16 protein-coding genes and 2 tRNA genes are annotated in these 16273 nt (G+C 65.9%); 9 read left to right on the top strand and 9 right to left on the bottom strand.

Annotated elements, in window-relative coordinates; genetic code table 11:
• Positions 1-136 precede the first annotated feature (136 nt).
• The 6 genes from O7611_RS28620 to O7611_RS28595 all read left to right on the top strand — a co-directional run bounded on the left by O7611_RS28620 (position 137) and on the right by O7611_RS28595 (position 5211).
• A complete protein-coding gene (locus O7611_RS28620) occupies positions 137-724 on the top strand; it encodes a DUF4240 domain-containing protein (RefSeq protein ID WP_269697879.1) in 588 nt (195 codons plus the stop codon).
• A 27-nt stretch (positions 725-751) separates the two neighbouring features.
• Complete coding sequence (locus tag O7611_RS28615) at positions 752-973, top strand: NUDIX domain-containing protein (RefSeq protein WP_269697878.1); 222 nt, start codon at positions 752-754, stop codon at positions 971-973.
• A gap of 162 nt (positions 974-1135) precedes the next feature.
• The gene (locus tag O7611_RS28610; protein ID WP_269697877.1) at positions 1136-1483 is read left to right on the top strand and encodes an ImmA/IrrE family metallo-endopeptidase; all 348 of its coding nucleotides are present in this window, start codon (positions 1136-1138) and stop codon (positions 1481-1483) included.
• A 349-nt stretch (positions 1484-1832) separates the two neighbouring features.
• On the top strand, positions 1833-2450 hold the full coding sequence (locus O7611_RS28605; RefSeq protein ID WP_269697876.1) for a hypothetical protein: 618 nt from the start codon (positions 1833-1835) through the stop codon (positions 2448-2450).
• On the top strand, positions 2447-3607 hold the full coding sequence (locus tag O7611_RS28600; protein WP_269697875.1) for an XRE family transcriptional regulator: 1161 nt from the start codon (positions 2447-2449) through the stop codon (positions 3605-3607). The genes O7611_RS28605 and O7611_RS28600 overlap by 4 nt, the downstream gene beginning before the upstream one ends.
• A 146-nt stretch (positions 3608-3753) precedes the next feature.
• Positions 3754-5211: a HEPN domain-containing protein gene (locus O7611_RS28595; protein ID WP_269697874.1), complete on the top strand. Its 1458-nt coding sequence runs from the start codon at positions 3754-3756 to the stop codon at positions 5209-5211.
• Positions 5212-5945: 734 nt separating this feature from the next.
• Here the strand turns inward: O7611_RS28595 and O7611_RS28590 are convergent.
• A complete protein-coding gene (locus tag O7611_RS28590) occupies positions 5946-6338 on the bottom strand; it encodes an Imm32 family immunity protein (protein ID WP_269697873.1) in 393 nt (130 codons plus the stop codon).
• A 105-nt stretch (positions 6339-6443) separates the two neighbouring features.
• On the opposite strand from O7611_RS28590, the gene O7611_RS28585 reads away from it, so the two are divergent.
• Both O7611_RS28585 and O7611_RS28580 read left to right on the top strand, forming a co-directional pair.
• A complete protein-coding gene (locus O7611_RS28585) occupies positions 6444-6626 on the top strand; it encodes a helix-turn-helix domain-containing protein (RefSeq protein ID WP_269697872.1) in 183 nt (60 codons plus the stop codon).
• Positions 6623-7333, top strand: a complete 711-nt coding sequence (locus O7611_RS28580; protein WP_269697871.1) for a tyrosine-type recombinase/integrase — start codon at positions 6623-6625, stop codon at positions 7331-7333. Before O7611_RS28585 ends, O7611_RS28580 begins: the two co-directional genes overlap by 4 nt.
• A gap of 47 nt (positions 7334-7380) precedes the next feature.
• Here the strand turns inward: O7611_RS28580 and istB are convergent, their stop codons facing one another.
• Complete coding sequence (gene istB, locus O7611_RS28575; protein ID WP_178062895.1) at positions 7381-8169, bottom strand: IS21-like element helper ATPase IstB; 789 nt, start codon at positions 8167-8169, stop codon at positions 7381-7383.
• Positions 8169-9395, bottom strand: coding sequence for an IS21 family transposase (gene istA, locus O7611_RS28570; RefSeq protein WP_269697870.1), 1227 nt, complete (start codon positions 9393-9395; stop codon positions 8169-8171). Before istA ends, istB begins: the two co-directional genes overlap by 1 nt.
• Positions 9396-9511: 116 nt before the next feature.
• On the opposite strand from istA, the gene O7611_RS28565 reads away from it, so the two are divergent.
• Positions 9512-9808: a tyrosine-type recombinase/integrase gene (locus O7611_RS28565; RefSeq protein ID WP_269697868.1), complete on the top strand. Its 297-nt coding sequence runs from the start codon at positions 9512-9514 to the stop codon at positions 9806-9808.
• Between the two features lie 55 nt (positions 9809-9863).
• Here the strand turns inward: O7611_RS28565 and O7611_RS28560 are convergent.
• From O7611_RS28560 to gyrB, 6 genes are all read right to left on the bottom strand, one after another.
• Positions 9864-9939: transfer RNA gene (locus O7611_RS28560), tRNA-Ala, on the bottom strand.
• 9 nt (positions 9940-9948) lie between these two features.
• Complete coding sequence (locus tag O7611_RS28555; RefSeq protein WP_013283222.1) at positions 9949-10077, bottom strand: DLW-39 family protein; 129 nt, start codon at positions 10075-10077, stop codon at positions 9949-9951.
• Positions 10078-10120: 43 nt separating this feature from the next.
• Positions 10121-10194: transfer RNA gene (locus tag O7611_RS28550), tRNA-Ile, on the bottom strand.
• A gap of 143 nt (positions 10195-10337) precedes the next feature.
• The gene (locus O7611_RS28545) at positions 10338-11264 is read right to left on the bottom strand and encodes a DUF3566 domain-containing protein (RefSeq protein ID WP_194800278.1); all 927 of its coding nucleotides are present in this window, start codon (positions 11262-11264) and stop codon (positions 10338-10340) included.
• A 3-nt stretch (positions 11265-11267) separates the two neighbouring features.
• Complete coding sequence (gyrA, locus tag O7611_RS28540) at positions 11268-13787, bottom strand: DNA gyrase subunit A (RefSeq protein WP_064448044.1); 2520 nt, start codon at positions 13785-13787, stop codon at positions 11268-11270.
• 131 nt (positions 13788-13918) lie between these two features.
• Positions 13919-15865 (bottom strand): DNA topoisomerase (ATP-hydrolyzing) subunit B, encoded by a 1947-nt coding sequence (gene gyrB, locus O7611_RS28535; protein WP_120572508.1) that lies wholly within the window; start codon positions 15863-15865, stop codon positions 13919-13921.
• Positions 15866-16273: the final 408 nt, after the last annotated feature.

The raw sequence follows: 16273 nt of genomic DNA, 5'->3' as shown, positions 1-16273 counted from the left end.
GGGCCGATCGCTGGAGCGAATTTTTGTACCGCTCGGTTCTGCAACGACCGTAACAGACTTCTGTACCGATCGGTCCATGATCAGGGTCACTTTCTGTACCGAGCGGTAGGGCACCGCCTCCGTTACCGTCCTCGCCGTGGACGAGGCGGAGTTCTGGACGCTCCTGGAGCGGTCAGCCGAGGAGACGACCGACCCGGACTACCGGCTGACCTGGTTGACCCACCACCTCAGCCGGCTCTCCCTCGCACACATCGCGGACTTCCAGCTCAACCTGGAAGCCGCCCGCCGCCCGATCGACACGTACGCCATGTGGGGTGCGGCGAACCAGATCCTGGACGGCCTCTGCAGCAGCGACACGTTCTGGTACTTCCAACCGTGGCTGATCGGCCAGGGGCAGCGCCTGTGGCATCACGTCACCCAGAACCCGGACAACCTCGCCGACCTGCCCGCCGTTCGTGTGCTCGCCGGCCGCAGTCACGACGAGTGGGCAGACGCGGAATGGCCACAGTGGGAGGAACTCGCCTACGTCGCGGCCGACGCGTACGGACGCGCCACCGGCCAGAGTGACGGGCTCCACGAAGCGCTGGACGCCCGAGGTCACCGCGCGTACGCCGACCCGGAACCGAACGATCAGCCGTGGGACAGCGACAGCCTCACCGAGATCGCGCAACGCCTGCCGCGCCTCGCACGCCTGTTCCCCCGCCGGCAGTACGTGACGCCCTGACGCGAAAGACTTCGATAACCTCCACGGATGGCGTCGATCCGCCCGGTTGCCCTGGCCGTACCGCGGCGCGGTGAGGACGTGCTCGTGTTCGAGTACCACGACTCCACCAAGGATGAGACGTTCTACCGGCCCTTGGGTGGGGGCCTCGACTTCGGCGAGACGGCCGAGGCAACCGTACGGCGCGAACTACGTGAGGGACTCGACGTCATCGTCGAGCTGCTTCGCGGAGAAACCCGTTGTCGTAGGTAGTGCCGCCCGCCGAGCATGGCCGCTGTGAGCCGAAGCCTCCGAACAGATCCCCGCTCCCGCCAGGCACTCCGACGGGCGCCCCGGCTCGACCGGGTGCGGATCCACGTTCACGCACCGCGGCCCGGGTTCGCGCACCCGGCGAGCGGACAAGACGTTCGCGACGTGCTGAAGGCCCTCGGGTCCTGGGCGTGGTACGGGTTGCGCGCTCTCGAGCTGCGGCAGACCGAGGACTTCCGGCCCGGATTCGTCGTCTACGGCAGGACCCGAGTGCCAGGCGAGATCGTCCTCTACGAGCAACCGTTATCGGAGGCCGTAGCGTTGCGGGACTTCATGCGGTTCGACGTACTGCTGCACGAGCTCGGACATCACGTGCTCCAACACCGCAGCCGGAAGGTCGGCCGGGTGCAACGCCGATCAGATCATGAACGGTTCGCCGAGGCTTTCGCTGATCGATGGAAGCCGACCGCCCAGGCGGCACTCGAAACAGCCGCTGGTAATCAGGCGAAATGATGTGGTGGAGCCCAGGGGACTCGAACCCCTAACCCATGCCTTGCAAAGATCAAGCCTGGTGTCGGCCGGCGTCTGCCACTGCTGCTGACCTGCTCGGACTGCCTGTTGCTGCCGATCGCCGTCGCGGTCCGCCCACGGGCTTGGCTGTACGAATGGCTGTACAGCCAACTCCTAGGGCGTCGACCGTCGCCGACAGCTCCCGTGCTCGGACTAGCGCAAGATCCTCGCGGCCATATGGATCTTGACCTTCTAGAACGGGCGTTCTAACCTGCACCCTCATCGTCCGCGACACGCCGGTGAAGGATGCTCAGCTTGACCGAGGTGAAGAAGTGCCGTCAAAATTCACACCGTGACTTCACTCCTGGTCCTGCCCGTGGCTGATGTGGTCGAGCTGTACGAAGCCGGCCTCGCCATCCTCCACCGCGCCATCCTCGACAAGGTCAGCCTCGCTGCCGGGGCCCTGGATGAGGTCAACGCTGCCGACGCCGGCGAGCATCCTGGCCACGTGTTGGCACCGGTGGTGCGTCGCGGTCTGGGCCCTCAGCTGCGAGCGGACCTGGCCGACACGGGGCTCGCCTTGAAGGTCATCCAGTTTGATGCGGTCAGGCTGATCTTCTCTGCTCACGGAGGCGACGTGGCACGGGTCCGCAAGCGCAACCCGAACTCCCTCGTCCTGAGCAACATGCCACAGCTGGAGATGTTCGCCGGCTTCCGTCCGGGCGAGCTCGCGATCCTCTGGGAACCGGACGAGCAGCAGCAGCAGTTGCGCACCATTGTGCTGGCACGGGTGGATGCGGCGTCGTGGAACAAGAAGGAGTGGGTGATCTTCGAGGAGGCACCGCTTCCTCCGCCGGCTGCGAAGTCCTACGCGCCGCCCGCTGGATCCTCCAATGACGACGACGATTTGGCCGATGTGGTCAATTCGGTGGACGACCGAACCGGAACGGAGGATATTGATACCGCATGAAGGTTCGCATTTATGGCGAACGGCTAAGGGATGCACGCGTAGTTCAATCTCTGCTTTCTAAAGACGTAGCCGACCGAGCGGGTATAGCTCCATCCCAGCTGACCCGCTTGGAACGCGCTGCCTATACTGAAGTTAATGAGGACACAGCGGAAAGGCTGGCGGAATGCCTAGCCTTTCCGCTCGACTTCTTTTCCTATGAAGCGGTAGCATACGTCAAGCCAGGGTCAACTCTCTTTCGCGCTCGAAGAACAATGCCGAAGAGGGAAGAAGAGCAGCTACACACTTGGCTGAGGCTCGCTGGCGAGATGCTGATGGCAACCACATCCAAGGTGAAAATCCCTTCCCTAGCCTTGCCCGCTCGTATGGATTTCGAAGACGCCGACAGCGCCGCTCAAGCAACGCGCCGACGATTCGGGCTGGACGAAGCCTCTCCTATCCCACACCTAATGCGCGTCATGGAACGCAATGGAATACCAATCATTGCGCTACAGATCGAAGCGGATATCGCCAAGCACGATGCTGTTAGCTGTTGGGTTGGCCGAACTTGGGGCGACCTAACCGAATGGCCGCTTACCGTAGTCCGTGTAATGGACTCCTGGGAGCGAACCAGGTTCTCGGTAGCGCATGAATTGGGCCACTTGGTGCTACATCGCAATGGGGCCCCCGAAGACAAGCAGGCAGAGCAGGAAGCGTTCGACTTTGCTCGGAGCTTCATGCTCCCATCGGGAGTTCTTAAAGAGTTGTGGCCTCGGGCGGCGACGCTCAACAGCATCATGCCAATTAAGGCGCAGTACGGTATGTCGCTGGCGAGCATCATTGAACATGCATGGCGGACCGGCCTTATAGACGAGGACAGGCGACTGAACTTCTACAAACAGTTGTCGAACCGTAAGGATCCTCGCACTGGTCTGAGGTGGCGGGAACAGGAACCCGGCCACGAGGACAGAGATGTGGAACGTCCGCGGTTGGTGGCGCGCATGTCCGAAGCGGTCTTCGGAGATGGACTCCGCCTAAGCGAGATGTCTGCCGCAACTGGCTATTGGCCCGCAATTTACATTCGGCGCGTTTTGGCAAGCCAAATCTGGTCTCAAAAGAAGGCCCCGACACCGACGCGCAGCAGAGCGGACAACGTGTACAAGATTAGCGAGCGGCGCTAGCCTCAGACAAGGAAGGCAATATCTGGCTTCACAGGGTCAGGGTCCGAGGAATCGGTAATCGCCTTCACCCTGCCCCTTAACGGGTTCCTTAACCCCCAAGAAAGAGCAGACCGCCTCAACCATCACCTAATTAGGAGTGAGCTTTCGTGGAGCGCGGGGAGAAGCGCACGGCGGAGTGGTGGCTCCCTGATATGAACCCTGAGGATGCCGTCCCGGGCACATATGAGGTGACAGAGAATGGACAGGTCAGGGTGGAGCTTCACCGCGCCCTACCGAATCAGGGCCTGGAGGACCTATTCTCAAACGAAGATATCGAGTACCCGCTAATTCATGGTGCCGCCTTTGGCTTGCCTGTAACGCTGATCAACTCGCGGGCCATCGGCCGAAAGGCCAGCCTTACTAGCAGACACGTCAACACAACGCTGCGCCCGTGGGTTGCGGTAGAGGGCATTAGGCTGAACCATGGAGAACTCTGCCTAACCGATGCGACGGTGCGCGTTGAGAATCAAGATCTTTGGGACAACTACGATAGCTTTCGCCCTTCAGCCCTTCGGAAGAGCGGGTTCCCTTCCACCTTCACCTACACTCCACTCCAAACCGAAATTGCTGAAATTCCGGGCGGGGAAATTTCCGTTGAGGACGCCTCCGCTTACCACCCACAGGGATCCAACCTCTCGTTGCAATCACGGTCGAAGTTCAAGCTGAAGTTCGACAAGGAAGTTTCCTTCGAAGATTTTGCCAAGCGGCACATTCGCAGTCTCCTGCTGATGATGACTGCTGCTACCGGAAGAGATTGCGGAGTCCTGGAGGTGCGATGCACCTCTTCGGAGTGGGTGGTCAAGGGTGAGCGCCATCCAGGTGACCGATGGGTGATCATGCGAGTCGGGAAGAGCTCGCAGGATACCAAGCCGCTAAGCATCCACGACTTGCTGTTCAACTTGGGCGACCTTGATTGGAAGACGCAGGCCCCACACTTCTTCGATATTACCGATGAGTGGGCTTATCCAATCGAGCTCTGGGCAAGCCTTGCAAGCTCGAAGCTGTTTTGGCCACTTGCGCGCTTCGCAAATTCTGTGCAAGCGGTAGAGGCGCTGGATCGCATTCTTTATCCTGCTGCACCCTTCACGCCGGACACTGAGCTGGCGGAAAGGGTAAACGAGGCGCTGAAGGAGGCGCATTTCAATAAGGTCGTCAGAAGCAAAGTAAAAGAATCCTTGTTGAGGCCGCGAGAGGCTTCACTTGACGCTCGCATGACGCGACTTGCGGAACGTGTCAGCGTGGCAATGGAAGCCTTGGTAGGTGAGCACGCTTGGGAACAAAGGATAGCCCGGCTCCGGCATGTAGCGAGTCACGGCTTAGAGGATGCGGAGCAGTTCGTAGGGGACACGAGAGCACCGGAGGTTGCCACCGAAGTGCTGCTCCACCTGCTGGAGTGCCTGTTCCTTGAGCGAGTTGGCTTTACGCCCACGAGAATCGCCGAACTCCAAGAAAGGAGAAGCAGTTCCGGGTACCGTAAGCTAATTGTTCACGAATACCTTCCCCTGCTTGACGCCTTCTCAGCATCCCGCTCAGTCAAGCCTAATTCCGGCGAATCGCAAAGCTGAGCTAGAACCAGTAACGCTCGGGCACGCACGGCATCAAGGATTCCCGACTGCCATCCCGTCTGCCGCCGACCCACACACCGTGGAGCGGGCCAGGGCCAGGGCGACAAGGTGGAGCGCCCCACCGGACGTACGACCTTGTCGCCCTGGCCCTGGTCTGCTCGGCTTGCCTGGGTCGGTGGCTGGCGGGATGGCATCCCACCTCAACCACCCACCCACCGGAACCGTTCGGCAACTCCATCTTGGAGTCGTCTGGCCCCCGCCGGAGGCACAGCTCTAACCCGGTCCCCTCACTCACCCCACACCCCCTCCAACCACCTCACCCCTTCCCTCCTTGGGTCTCCAGCGGCCAACCGCGGTCGTTCGGCAACTTCGTCCACCCGTGGTAGCCCTGCTCTTCGTGGGTCTCTGGATCGTCGGGAACGGGTGAGAGCTTGTCCGCCTGGCCCTGGTCGTTATCAGGGACTCGTCACCGGGTCACCTCACTGACCCAGAAGTGACGCGCGGGGCGGGGCGTGGGGTTCGGGCCGGCTGACTTTTCCGCCCCGGCCCGCGCCGCGCGGAGCGCGCTTGATCTGATAGAGCGGAATTCGGCAACGCAGACCGCAAGGGTTTGTCATCCGACAACTGATGCGCGACACATCTCCGCCACGTGATGCGCGACAGCTCGATGAGCCCAGGGGCGCACCAGTGGGCGTCGGGACGTACGGATCTGCCGAGATCAGTGCGTTATCTGGCTAAGGCGCGTCTGGCCAGTCGGCCACGATGACCAATGGAACTGAGTCCGGCGACCGGTAGTCGTCCCCAGGAAGGTACTCGATGTGCTGATGCCGGCGGACTGCCCGGTCATCGGCGGTCTCGGCTTGCTCAGCCACTCCATCGAGCCCGTCCCAGAGGATGTCGAGATACTCGCGACCACCGGAGAAATGCAGCGTGGTCCCGCCTTGCAGACTGACAAGCAGCGGGCCGGCGGTCGCCTCTTGACTGACGACCCCGCCGGTGATCGCCACCTCAAAGGGCTCAGGATGTTGGCGTAGCAGCCGGCCGAGGGCGCGGAGGGCAGCCAGCGGACCGGCAAGCTCCAACTCGCCGTCGCTGACGGAGAGACGGCAGCGCCGGTGATCGTCCATCGGCGCATTGTCCCTCACCTCGCGGCCCCTCGCGTCGCCGGCACCGCCTTCCGGATCTGCCGCAACCACCTCACGTCAGTCCGCAGAACAGGAAGGGACCGCAGCATGAGCGAGAAGAAGAGCGTCCGCCCGGCTGAGGCTGCGGCCCTGCTCGGCGTCTGTCGAGACACCATCTACGTCCTCATGCGATCCGGTCGCCTGCGGTCGATAAAGGCGGGCCGTGCTCGGCTGATACCGGTCACGGCAATCGACCAGTTCCTGTCGGCAGATGAGGAGTTCGCGACATGACCGGCCAGCGGCGTCGTGCTCATGGTGAGGGCTCGGTGTACGAGCAGCGGCCGGGAGTGTGGGCTGCGGTGGTCGACCTCGGGTGGATCGACGGGAAGCGAAAGCGGAAGCACGTCTATGCCAAGAGCGAGGCTGAGGCGGTCCGGAAGCGGGACGATCTGCGGCGCCAACTTCAGCTCGGGGTCGACCTCACTGCGCAGCCTCGGACGCTGGAAGCCTGGTTGACCGAGTGGCTGCGGGACGTGAAGGCGCACGATGGCACCCGGCCGTCGACGCTGGTGCGCTACCGCCTGGCCCTGAGTAAGCACCTGTTGCCGGGCCTGGGCCGGGTGAAGCTCGACCGGCTGACGCCTCGGGACGTGCAGCGGTTCCTCACCGGTCTGCGGGGCAAGCTCGCGCCGGCCAGCATCATCAAGGTGCACGCGGTGCTGCGGGTGGCCCTGGCCGATGCCGAGCGGATGGACCTGGTGCCGCGCAACGTCGCCAAGGCCGCCAAGCCGCCGGCTCTCGGCCGGACCGAGCGACGTGCGCTGACGCCGGAGAAAGCCAAGACGCTGCTGTCAGTGCTGACCGGGGACCGGTTGGAATCGCTGTTCGTCCTGGCGCTGGCGACCGGGCTGCGGCGGGCTGAGCTGTTGGGCCTGCGATGGTCGGATGTTGACCTGCCGGGGAAGGCGCTGTTCGTGTCAACGCCGGCTGAACTTTGACCCCTCTGTTCCGGCCGAATGTTGACCCCCTCGTTGGTTGTTGATGTTCAGTCGTTGGTCTTGGTGGCTGCGGGGACGCGGCCGAGGTCGCGGTCTTTGAGTCGGTAGCTGTCGCCCTTCATCGAGATGACCTCGGCGTGGTGGACGAGGCGGTCGATCATGGCCGCGGCGACGACATCGTCGCCGAACACTTCGCCCCAGCGGCCGAAGGGCTTGTTGCTGGTGACGATCAGCGAGGCTCGTTCGTAGCGGTTGGAGACGAGCTGGAAGAACAGGTTCGCGGCTTCGGCTTCGAAGGGGATGTAGCCGACCTCGTCGACGATCAGCAGCGGGATCCGGCCGAGCTTGACCAGCTCGTCCTGCAGCCGGCCGGCATGGTGGGCATCAGCCAGGCGAGACACCCACTGGGCGGCGGTGGCGAACGCGACCCGGTGTCCGGCCTGGCAGGCCCGGATCCCGAGGCCGATGGACAGGTGGGTCTTGCCGGTGCCGGGCGGGCCCAAGAAGACGACGTTCTCCTTCGACGCGACGAAGTCGAGGGTTCCCAGATGGGCGATCGTCTCCCGCTTCAACGACCGTTGGTGGTCGAAGTCGAACTCCTCCAGGCTCTTGCGGGCCGGAAACCTGGCTGCCCGGATGCGTCCTTCTCCGCCGTGGGCTTCGCGGGCGGCGACCTCGCGTTGCAGGCAGGCGGCGAGGAACTCCTCATGCGTCCACGACTCTGCCCGGGCCCGCTCCGCCAGGCGCTCCACCGACGCGGCCAGGGACGGCGCCTTCAGGGCACGGGTGAGGAACGCGATCTCGGATGCGACGTTGCGGCTGGTCTTGGCGGCCATCACGCAGCCACCTCGTCCAGGCCGAACATCCGGTCGTAGTCGCTCAACGGCCGGCGTTCGACCTGGGCGTCAACGGCGGCCGTCGGGGTGCGTTGGGCGGCGACACGCAGATCGACGGCGGCTTGCCGGTGTGCGGGATCGGTGATGCTCTGATGCTTGGCCCAGCAACGGTCGTGCCGGGCCACCGGTCGGCCGTCGCAGAGCACCGTCACGTGGTCGCAGTCGGCGGTGACCTCGACCCGCCGGCCGACCACTGACGGGTGCACCGAGTAGTCGTTGCCGTCCAAGCGGACGTAGTGATCGCGGGGCAGCCGGGTGGCCTGCCGCCACCCGACCACCGGCGCGACCGGCGGCAGCGGCAGCATCACCTGCCGGTCGGCGTCCCACCGCTCCACCGGCCGACAGCCCAACATCCGGTGCTGGCGGTTGTTCGCCCGCACCAACCACTCGGACAGCTGAGCGTTGAAGTCGCCGGGTGAACCGAACCGGCGACCGGGCAGGAACGACGTCTCCAGATAGCCGTTGGCCCGCTCGACCATGCCCTTCGATTCCGGGTCCGCCGGCCGGCACTGGATCACCTTGATGCCGAGGGTGCCACGGAAGGCGTTCATCGCCTCGGTCAGCTGCGGCCGACCGGCCCGCCACTGCCCGACGGCGGACTCGTTGTCCCACACCAACGCCTTGGGCACCCGCCCCCAGCCGGAGATCAGCGTCCAGTGTCCGACCAGCAGGTCCGGCGACTGCCGCGACGGGATCATCACCGCAGACAGCCACCGCGAATACCCCGACACCATCACCAGCACCGGCGGCCGACCGACCTGCCCGAAGCCCAACGGCACGTCCGCCGGCGGGAACCACAGATCACACTGCGCCAGCTCACCCGGCAGATACTCCGTCCGCTGGGCCGGATCCGGCCGGCGGAACAACGGCCGCAGCTGCTGCACCCGATCGGAGAACACCGTCTTGCCGCGAGTCCACCCGACCCGCTCCATGATCACCGTCGTCGGCATGTCCGGGATCTCCGCCAACAACGCCCTGATCTGCGGCTCCACCGCGTCCACGATCGAGCCCTTCGCCGCCCGCTGATAGCGCGGCGGCTCATGACTGGCCAAAGCCTTACGCACCGTGTTCCGCGAGACCCCCAGCCGACGGCAGATGGCCTTGATCGCCATCCGCTCCGCCCGGTACAACCGACGGATCTCCGCCCAGTCCTCCACGCTCAGCACCTCCCGATGCTTCCGGAAGGGGTCAAAATTCAGCCGGAACCACGGGGTCAGTTTTCAGGCGGAGCCGACAGTTCGTTCGGCAGACGGTCCAGCGCACGGATCGCGGCCTGGAGTTCGTGCCACCGAAGACGCACCGGTCGACCCGCCCGCTGCCGCTGTCGTCTCTCGCGGTGCGGGCGTTGGAGTCGCAGCGGGTGCGCCAGGCTAAGGAACGGCTGCACCTGCACGACCTGCGGCACGCGTTCGCCACGTTCCTGCTCGACCAGGGCGAGGAGCTGCGGACGGTGATGGAGCTGCTCGGGCACTCCACGATCCGGATGACGGCCGACACCTACGGGCATGTCCTGCCGGCGCGGGCTCGTCAGGCTGCCTCGGCCATCGATCGGGTGCTGGGCGAGGAGGGGACGGCGTGACCGCTTGGCTGTACGAATGGCTGTACTCGGATCCGAGATCAGCGAAGAGAAGTGCTGGTGGAGCCCAGGGGACTCGAACCCCTAACCCCTGCCTTGCAAAGGCAGTGCTCTGCCAGTTGAGCTAGGGCCCCGTGACGGCGTCAGCGCAGGTCGGGCGCCGTGGTCGCCTCGTGCCACAGGGCGCGCTCGTCGTTCGAGGCCTTGACCTTCTTGGCCACGACGGCGGCCACACCGACGATGCCGGCCAGGATCAGGAGCTTCTTGAACATGTGCTTGACCCCTCGCGCTCGACTGTCGTCGGACGATGTGCGGTGGGGCTAGCTGGAATCGAACCAGCGACCTCAGAGTTATCAGCTCTGCGCTCTAACCGACTGAGCTATAGCCCCGCGTAGCGACGAGCTAGGTTAACCCATCGCCTCCACCGCGCCCAAATCGGGGGTGCGTAGTGGAAGCGCCCGCGCCATCTCGAACCTACCCGGACGTACGACGCCGGGGCGACCGCTTTACGCGGTGCCCCGGCGCCGGTCGATCAGTCCCGCTCGGCGAGCGTCAGCTCGATGCCGCCGACCAGGTCGGCGCAGACGTTGTAGACGAACGCGCTGAGCGTCGCCAGCGCGGTGAACAGCACGACGTTCACCAGGCCGATCAGCGACGACGTCAGGATCACGCCCTTGGCGGTGATCCGGAAGCCACCGCCGCCCTGGCCGCCACCGGCGTTCACCAGGTCGGTCAGGCTGTCGTTGACGCTCTTGAACACACCCATCGCGTCGAGCGCCAGGTAGAGCACCGACGTCGCCACGACGACCACGATGAAGAGCACCACGGACACCGCGAAGGCGAACTTCATCACCGACCACGGGTCGATCCGCTTCAGGTTCAGCCGGGCCCGTCGCGGTCCGCGCGACGCGGCCGAGCTGACCGAGGTACGCGCGGCGCGTACCGCCTCACCCACGCGCGCGGCGCCGACTGCCGCCGCGCCGCTGATGCCCGGCGGCAGGCCGCCGCCGTTGGCGGGCCGGGACTGGACGTTCGCGGCGCCGCCCGGGCGCGAGCCGTCGGGCGACGCCTTCGGGGCGGTACCCAGGCCGGCGCCGATCCGCGGCTGCGTGCCGGTCGTACCGGTGGAGGCCCGGCCGGCGGCCGACGGCGCCTTGATCGGCTGGGTGCTCGTGGCGTTCGTGGGCTTGGCGGCCGGGGCGGCCAGACCGTCGGCCGACGTCGGCGCGTCGACCTTGGTCTCGGCCGAGTCCCGGGAACCGGAGTCCTCGGCCGGCTTGTCCGGAGGCGGGGCCATGCCGGGAGCCCGGGTGAACTTCGGGGCAGGCGCGTCGGCGGGAACCGTGGCCCGGCCCACAGCCGCGCGGCCGGTCGCTGGTGTGCCGCCCTGCGCGGCCTCCTCCTCGACCGGAGTGGCCGAGGTCCCCTTGTTCCCCGACTTCGCCTGTGTCTCCGTCATCAACTAGTCCTGTTCGTCAGGCTCGTCGGCATTGCGAGCAATCGCCACGATAGTCACGCCGTCCGGGAGGTCCATCAGCTTGACCCCCATTGTGTTCCGGTCACGCGTACGGCGTACAGGCTTCACCGGAGTCCGGATGACGCCGCCGTTGCTCGTGATGGCGAACAGCTCGTCCTCCGGATCGATCACGACCGCGCCGACCAGGCCACCGCGTCGCTCGGTGATCTTCGCGGTCAGCACGCCCTTACCTCCCCGGCCCTGGACCGGGTATTCCTCGATCGGGGTACGTTTCGCGTAACCCCCGTTCGTCGCGACCAGAACGTCCAGACCCTCTCGCACCACCTCGACCGCGAGCAACTCGTCCTCGCCGCTGAAGCGCATGCCGATCACCCCGGACGTGGCCCGGCCCATCGGGCGCAGCGCCTCGTCGGTGGCGTTGAAGCGGATCGCCTGGGCGTTCTTCGACACGAGCAGCAGGTCGTCCTCCGGAGCGGCCAGGACCGCACCGACCAGTTCGTCCTCATCGCGCAGGTTGATCGCGATGATGCCGCCGGAACGGTTGGAGTCGAACTCCTCGAGCCGCGTCTTCTTCACCAGGCCGTTCTTCGTGGCCAGTACCAGGTAGGGGGCCACCTGGTAGTTCGGGATTTCAATGATCTGCGCGATCTGCTCGTCGGGCTGGAACGCGAGCAGGTTGGCCACGTGCTGGCCCTTGGCCACCCTACTGGCCTCGGGAAGCTCGTACGCCTTCGCCCGGTAGACCCGACCCTTGTTCGTGAAGAACAGGATCCAGTCGTGGGTAGAGCATACGAAGAAGTGGCTGACGATGTCGTCCTGGCGGAGCGTCGCCCCGCTGACGCCCTTCCCGCCGCGCCGCTGCGACCGGTAGAGATCGACCTTGGTCCGTTTGGCGTACCCGGTGCGCGTGATCGTCACCACCACGTCCTCGCGGGCGATGAGGTCCTCCATGGAGACCTCGCCGTCGAACGGGACGATCTTGGTACGCCGGTCGTCGCCCCACTTCGCGACGATCTCGCCCAGCTCCTCCGAGACGATCCGCCGCTGCCGCTCCGGCTTGGCCAGGATGTCCTTGAGGTCGGCGATCTCCAGTTCCAGCTTCGCCAGGTCGTCCAGGATGCGCTGCCGCTCCAGGGCGGCCAGCCGGCGCAGCTGCATGTCCAGGATCGCGGTCGCCTGGACCTCGTCGATGTCCAGCAACCGGATCAGACCCTGCCGGGCGTCCTCGACGGTGGGCGAGCGCCGGATCAGGGCGATCACCTCGTCCAGCGCGTCCAGCGCCTTTGACAGACCGCGCAGGATGTGTGCCCGCTCCTCGGCCTTGCGCAGCCGGAACGCGGTCCGCCGCCGGATCACCTCGATCTGGTGCTCGACGTAGTAGCGGATGAACTGGGCCAGGTTGAGCGTGCGCGGCACGCCGTCGACGAGCGCCAGCATGTTGGCGCCGAACGTCTCCTGGAGCTGGGTGTGCTTGTAGAGGTTGTTCAGCACCACCTTGGCGACCGCGTCGCGCTTGAGCACGAGCACGATCCGCATGCCGGTACGCCCGGAGGACTCGTCCCGGATGTCGGCGATGCCGGCGAGCTTGCCCTCCTTGATCAGCTCGGCGATGCGCTCGGCGAGGTTGTCCGGGTTGACCTGGTACGGCAGCTCGCTGACCACGAGCGCCGGCCGGCCCCGCTTGTCCTCCTCGACCTCGACCACGGCGCGCATCCGGATCGAGCCACGCCCGGTCCGGTACGCGTCCTGGATGCCCGCCTGACCGACGATCAGGCCGTGGGTCGGGAAGTCCGGGCCCTTGACGATCTCGAGAAGGGCTTCCAGCGTGGTGGCCTCGTCGGCCTCCGGGTGCTCCAGGCACCACTGCACCGCCGCGCCGATCTCGCGCAGGTTGTGCGGCGGGATCTTGGTGGCCATGCCGACCGCGATGCCCTCGGAGCCGTTGATCAGCAGGTTGGGGATCCGCGACGGCAGGATGGTGGGCTCCTTGGCCCGGCCGTCGTAGTTGTCCTGCAGGTCGACGGTGTCCTCGTCGATGTCCCGCAGCATCTCCATCGCCAGCGGGTCGAGCTTGCATTCTGTATATCTCATGGCGGCAGCCGGATCGTTTCCGGGCGAGCCGAAGTTGCCGTTGCCGTCGACCAGCGGGTAGCGCAGCGACCACGGCTGCGCCATCCGGACCAGCGCGTCGTAGATGGCCGAGTCGCCGTGCGGGTGGAACTGGCCCATCACGTCACCGACGACGCGGGAGCACTTCACGTACCCGCGGTCCGGACGGTAGCCGGAGTCGAACATGGCGTAGAGGATCTTGCGGTGGACCGGCTTGAGCCCGTCCCGGACGTCCGGCAGGGCCCGCCCGACGATGACGCTCATCGCGTAGTCGAGGTACGAGCGCTGCATCTCGACCTCGAGGCCGACCGGCTCGATCCGGTCGTGCTGGACGACCGCGGCCAGTGTCTCCGGGGTCTCCGGCTCGTTCGGGGTGGACTCGGGAGTATCGGTCACTGTTAACCCTTATCAGACTCTTCAGTCGTGGTCTCGCTGTGGATAACGGCTGTGGAAAGCGTTCAGGCTGTGGATAACTCTGTGGACTCCCGGGCCGACCGGTGGATGCCCGGCCGGCCCGGGTGGGTCCGTCAGATGTCCAGGAACCGCACGTCCTTGGCGTTGCGCTGGATGAACGACCGGCGAGCCTCGACGTCCTCGCCCATCAGGACGCTGAACAACTCGTCCGCGGTTGCGGCGTCGTCGAGCGTGACCTGGCGCAGCGTACGCGTGGCCGGGTTCATCGTGGTCTCCCACAGCTCGGGGTAGTTCATCTCGCCGAGACCCTTGAACCGCTGGATGTCGTCCGGGCGGGCGTTGGGCTTCTTCTGCTGGCGCAGGGCGATCAGGCCATCGCGTTCCCGGTCCGAGTACGCGTACTGGGCGTCGTCGCCCTTCTTGTTCCACTTGATCTTGTAGAGCGGCGGCGCGGCCAGGTAGACGTGGCCCAGCTCGACCAGCGGCCGCATGAAGCGGAACAGCAGGGTGAGCAGCAGCGTCTGGATGTGCTGGCCGTCGACGTCAGCGTCGGCCATCAGCACGATCTTGTGGTAGCGCAGCTTCTCGATGTCGAAGTCGTCGTGGATGCCGGTGCCGAGCGCGGTGATCAGCGCCTGCACCTCGTTGTTCTTCAGCACCCGGTCGATCCGGGCCTTCTCCACGTTGAGGATCTTGCCGCGGATCGGCAGGATCGCCTGGACGCGCGGGTCGCGGCCCTGCTTGGCCGAGCCGCCGGCCGAGTCGCCCTCGACGATGAAGACCTCGGACTCGCGCGGGTCGGTGGACTGGCAGTCGGCCAGCTTGCCGGGCATCGAGCCGGACTCCAGCAGCGACTTGCGCCGGGCGAGCTTGCGCGCCTGCTGGGCGGCGATTCGGGCCCGTGCCGCCTGGGACGCCTTCTGGATGATGATCTTCGCCTCGGCCGGGTTGCGGTCGAACCAGTCGACGAGCGACTCGTTGCAGACCCGCTGCACGAAGCCCTTTACCGGGGTGTTGCCCAGCTTGGTCTTGGTCTGACCCTCGAACTGCGGGTCGGTGAGCTTGACCGAGATGATCGCGGCCAGACCCTCGCGGATGTCCTCACCCGAGAGGCGCTCGTCGCCCTTGAGCAGCTTCTTCTCGGCACCGTAGCGGTTGACGACGCTCGTCAGCGCGGCCCGGAAGCCCTCCTCGTGGGTGCCGCCCTCGTGGGTGTTGATGTTGTTGGCGAAGGTGTAGACCGACTCGCCGTACGACTCGTTCCACTGCATGGCGATCTCGACCGACATGCCCGTCTCCTCGGCCCCGAACTCGACCACCGTCTTGTGGATCGGGCTCTTGGAGGCGTTGAGGTGCCGGACGAAGTCGGCGATGCCGCCCTCGTAGTGGAAGGTGACCTCGCGGGTCTTGCCGTCCTCGTCCTCCGGGACCCGCTCGTCGAGCAGGTGGATGGTCAGACCCCGGGTGAGGAAGGCCATCTCCTGGAGGCGCCGGTAGATGGTGTGAAAGTCGAAGTCGACGGTCTCGAAGACGTCCGGGTCGGGCCAGAAGGAGACGGCCGAACCGGTGCGGTCGGTCTCCTCGCCCTTCTCCAGCGGCGTCGGCTTGGAGTGGTCGTACTGCTGACGCCAGACGAAGCCGTCCTTGTGGATCTCCACGGCCATCCGGGTGGACAGCGCGTTCACCACGGAGACGCCGACGCCGTGCAGGCCGCCGGAGACGGCGTACGCCTTGCCGTCGAACTTGCCGCCCGCGTGCAGCACGGTCAGGGCGACCTCGACACCCGGCTTCTTCAGCTTGGGGTGCAGGTCGACCGGGAAGCCACGGCCGTTGTCGGTCACCCGGACGCCGCCGTCGGCCAGCAGCACCACGTCGATGGTGTCGCAGTGCCCGGCCAGCGCCTCGTCCACCGCGTTGTCGACGACCTCCCACACCAGGTGGTGCAGACCGCGCTCGCCGGTGGACCCGATGTACATACCGGGCCGCTTCCGGACCGCTTCCAGGCCCTCGAGCACGGTGATCGACTCGGCACCGTACTTCTTGTTGTCCTCCGCTGCCACGCTCGGCCACTTTCTCGCACCGGCCGCGCGTGGGCGCGGGGGCGCGGGTTCGGCGGACAGGACGCGACGTCGGCGCGCATGGTCCGCCCCTGGGGTCGCCAGGCTCGGATCGTGTGCGCCGGGCGCCGCGGTTGCCCGCGGATCGCGATCGGCTCGGACCTGATACGGGACTATGATCGAGGGCTCATGCGGGCCCCTGTCCGTCGCTCCGTCTCGGGTCTTTCGTCTCGCCCTCAATCTTACTGTGCGGAGCCGACCAAACCGCCACTCGGCACCCTCTCCGGGGCGGCTGAGAATGCCGTAGCCGGACGAACCGCGTCGCCCGCGACTCCCCCTACACGCCAACGGGCCGGTACCGCGCCACCGGCCACCGTGAGCCGTGACGATCATCCGACCGGTGATCGGCGG

This window comes from Micromonospora sp. WMMC273 (genome assembly GCF_027460285.1).
GTDB lineage: Bacteria > Actinomycetota > Actinomycetes > Mycobacteriales > Micromonosporaceae > Micromonospora > Micromonospora aurantiaca.
The sequence above is the reverse complement of the archived record's forward strand: the minus strand, read 5'-3'. Positions and strand labels throughout refer to the sequence as shown.

What these genes read in the sequence shown, in the direction of transcription:
- O7611_RS28615 (WP_269697878.1), top strand. Translation starts at nt 752, where the DNA reads ATGGCGTCGATCCGCCCGGTTGCCCTGGCCGTACCGCGGCGCGGTGAG.
- O7611_RS28600 (WP_269697875.1), top strand. Translation starts at nt 2,447, where the DNA reads ATGAAGGTTCGCATTTATGGCGAACGGCTAAGGGATGCACGCGTAGTT.
- O7611_RS28590 (WP_269697873.1), bottom strand. Translation starts at nt 6,338, where the DNA reads ATGGACGATCACCGGCGCTGCCGTCTCTCCGTCAGCGACGGCGAGTTG.
- O7611_RS28585 (WP_269697872.1), top strand. Translation starts at nt 6,444, where the DNA reads ATGAGCGAGAAGAAGAGCGTCCGCCCGGCTGAGGCTGCGGCCCTGCTC.
- O7611_RS28580 (WP_269697871.1), top strand. Translation starts at nt 6,623, where the DNA reads ATGACCGGCCAGCGGCGTCGTGCTCATGGTGAGGGCTCGGTGTACGAG.
- istB (WP_178062895.1), bottom strand. Translation starts at nt 8,169, where the DNA reads ATGGCCGCCAAGACCAGCCGCAACGTCGCATCCGAGATCGCGTTCCTC.
- O7611_RS28555 (WP_013283222.1), bottom strand. Translation starts at nt 10,077, where the DNA reads ATGTTCAAGAAGCTCCTGATCCTGGCCGGCATCGTCGGTGTGGCCGCC.
- O7611_RS28545 (WP_194800278.1), bottom strand. Translation starts at nt 11,264, where the DNA reads ATGACGGAGACACAGGCGAAGTCGGGGAACAAGGGGACCTCGGCCACT.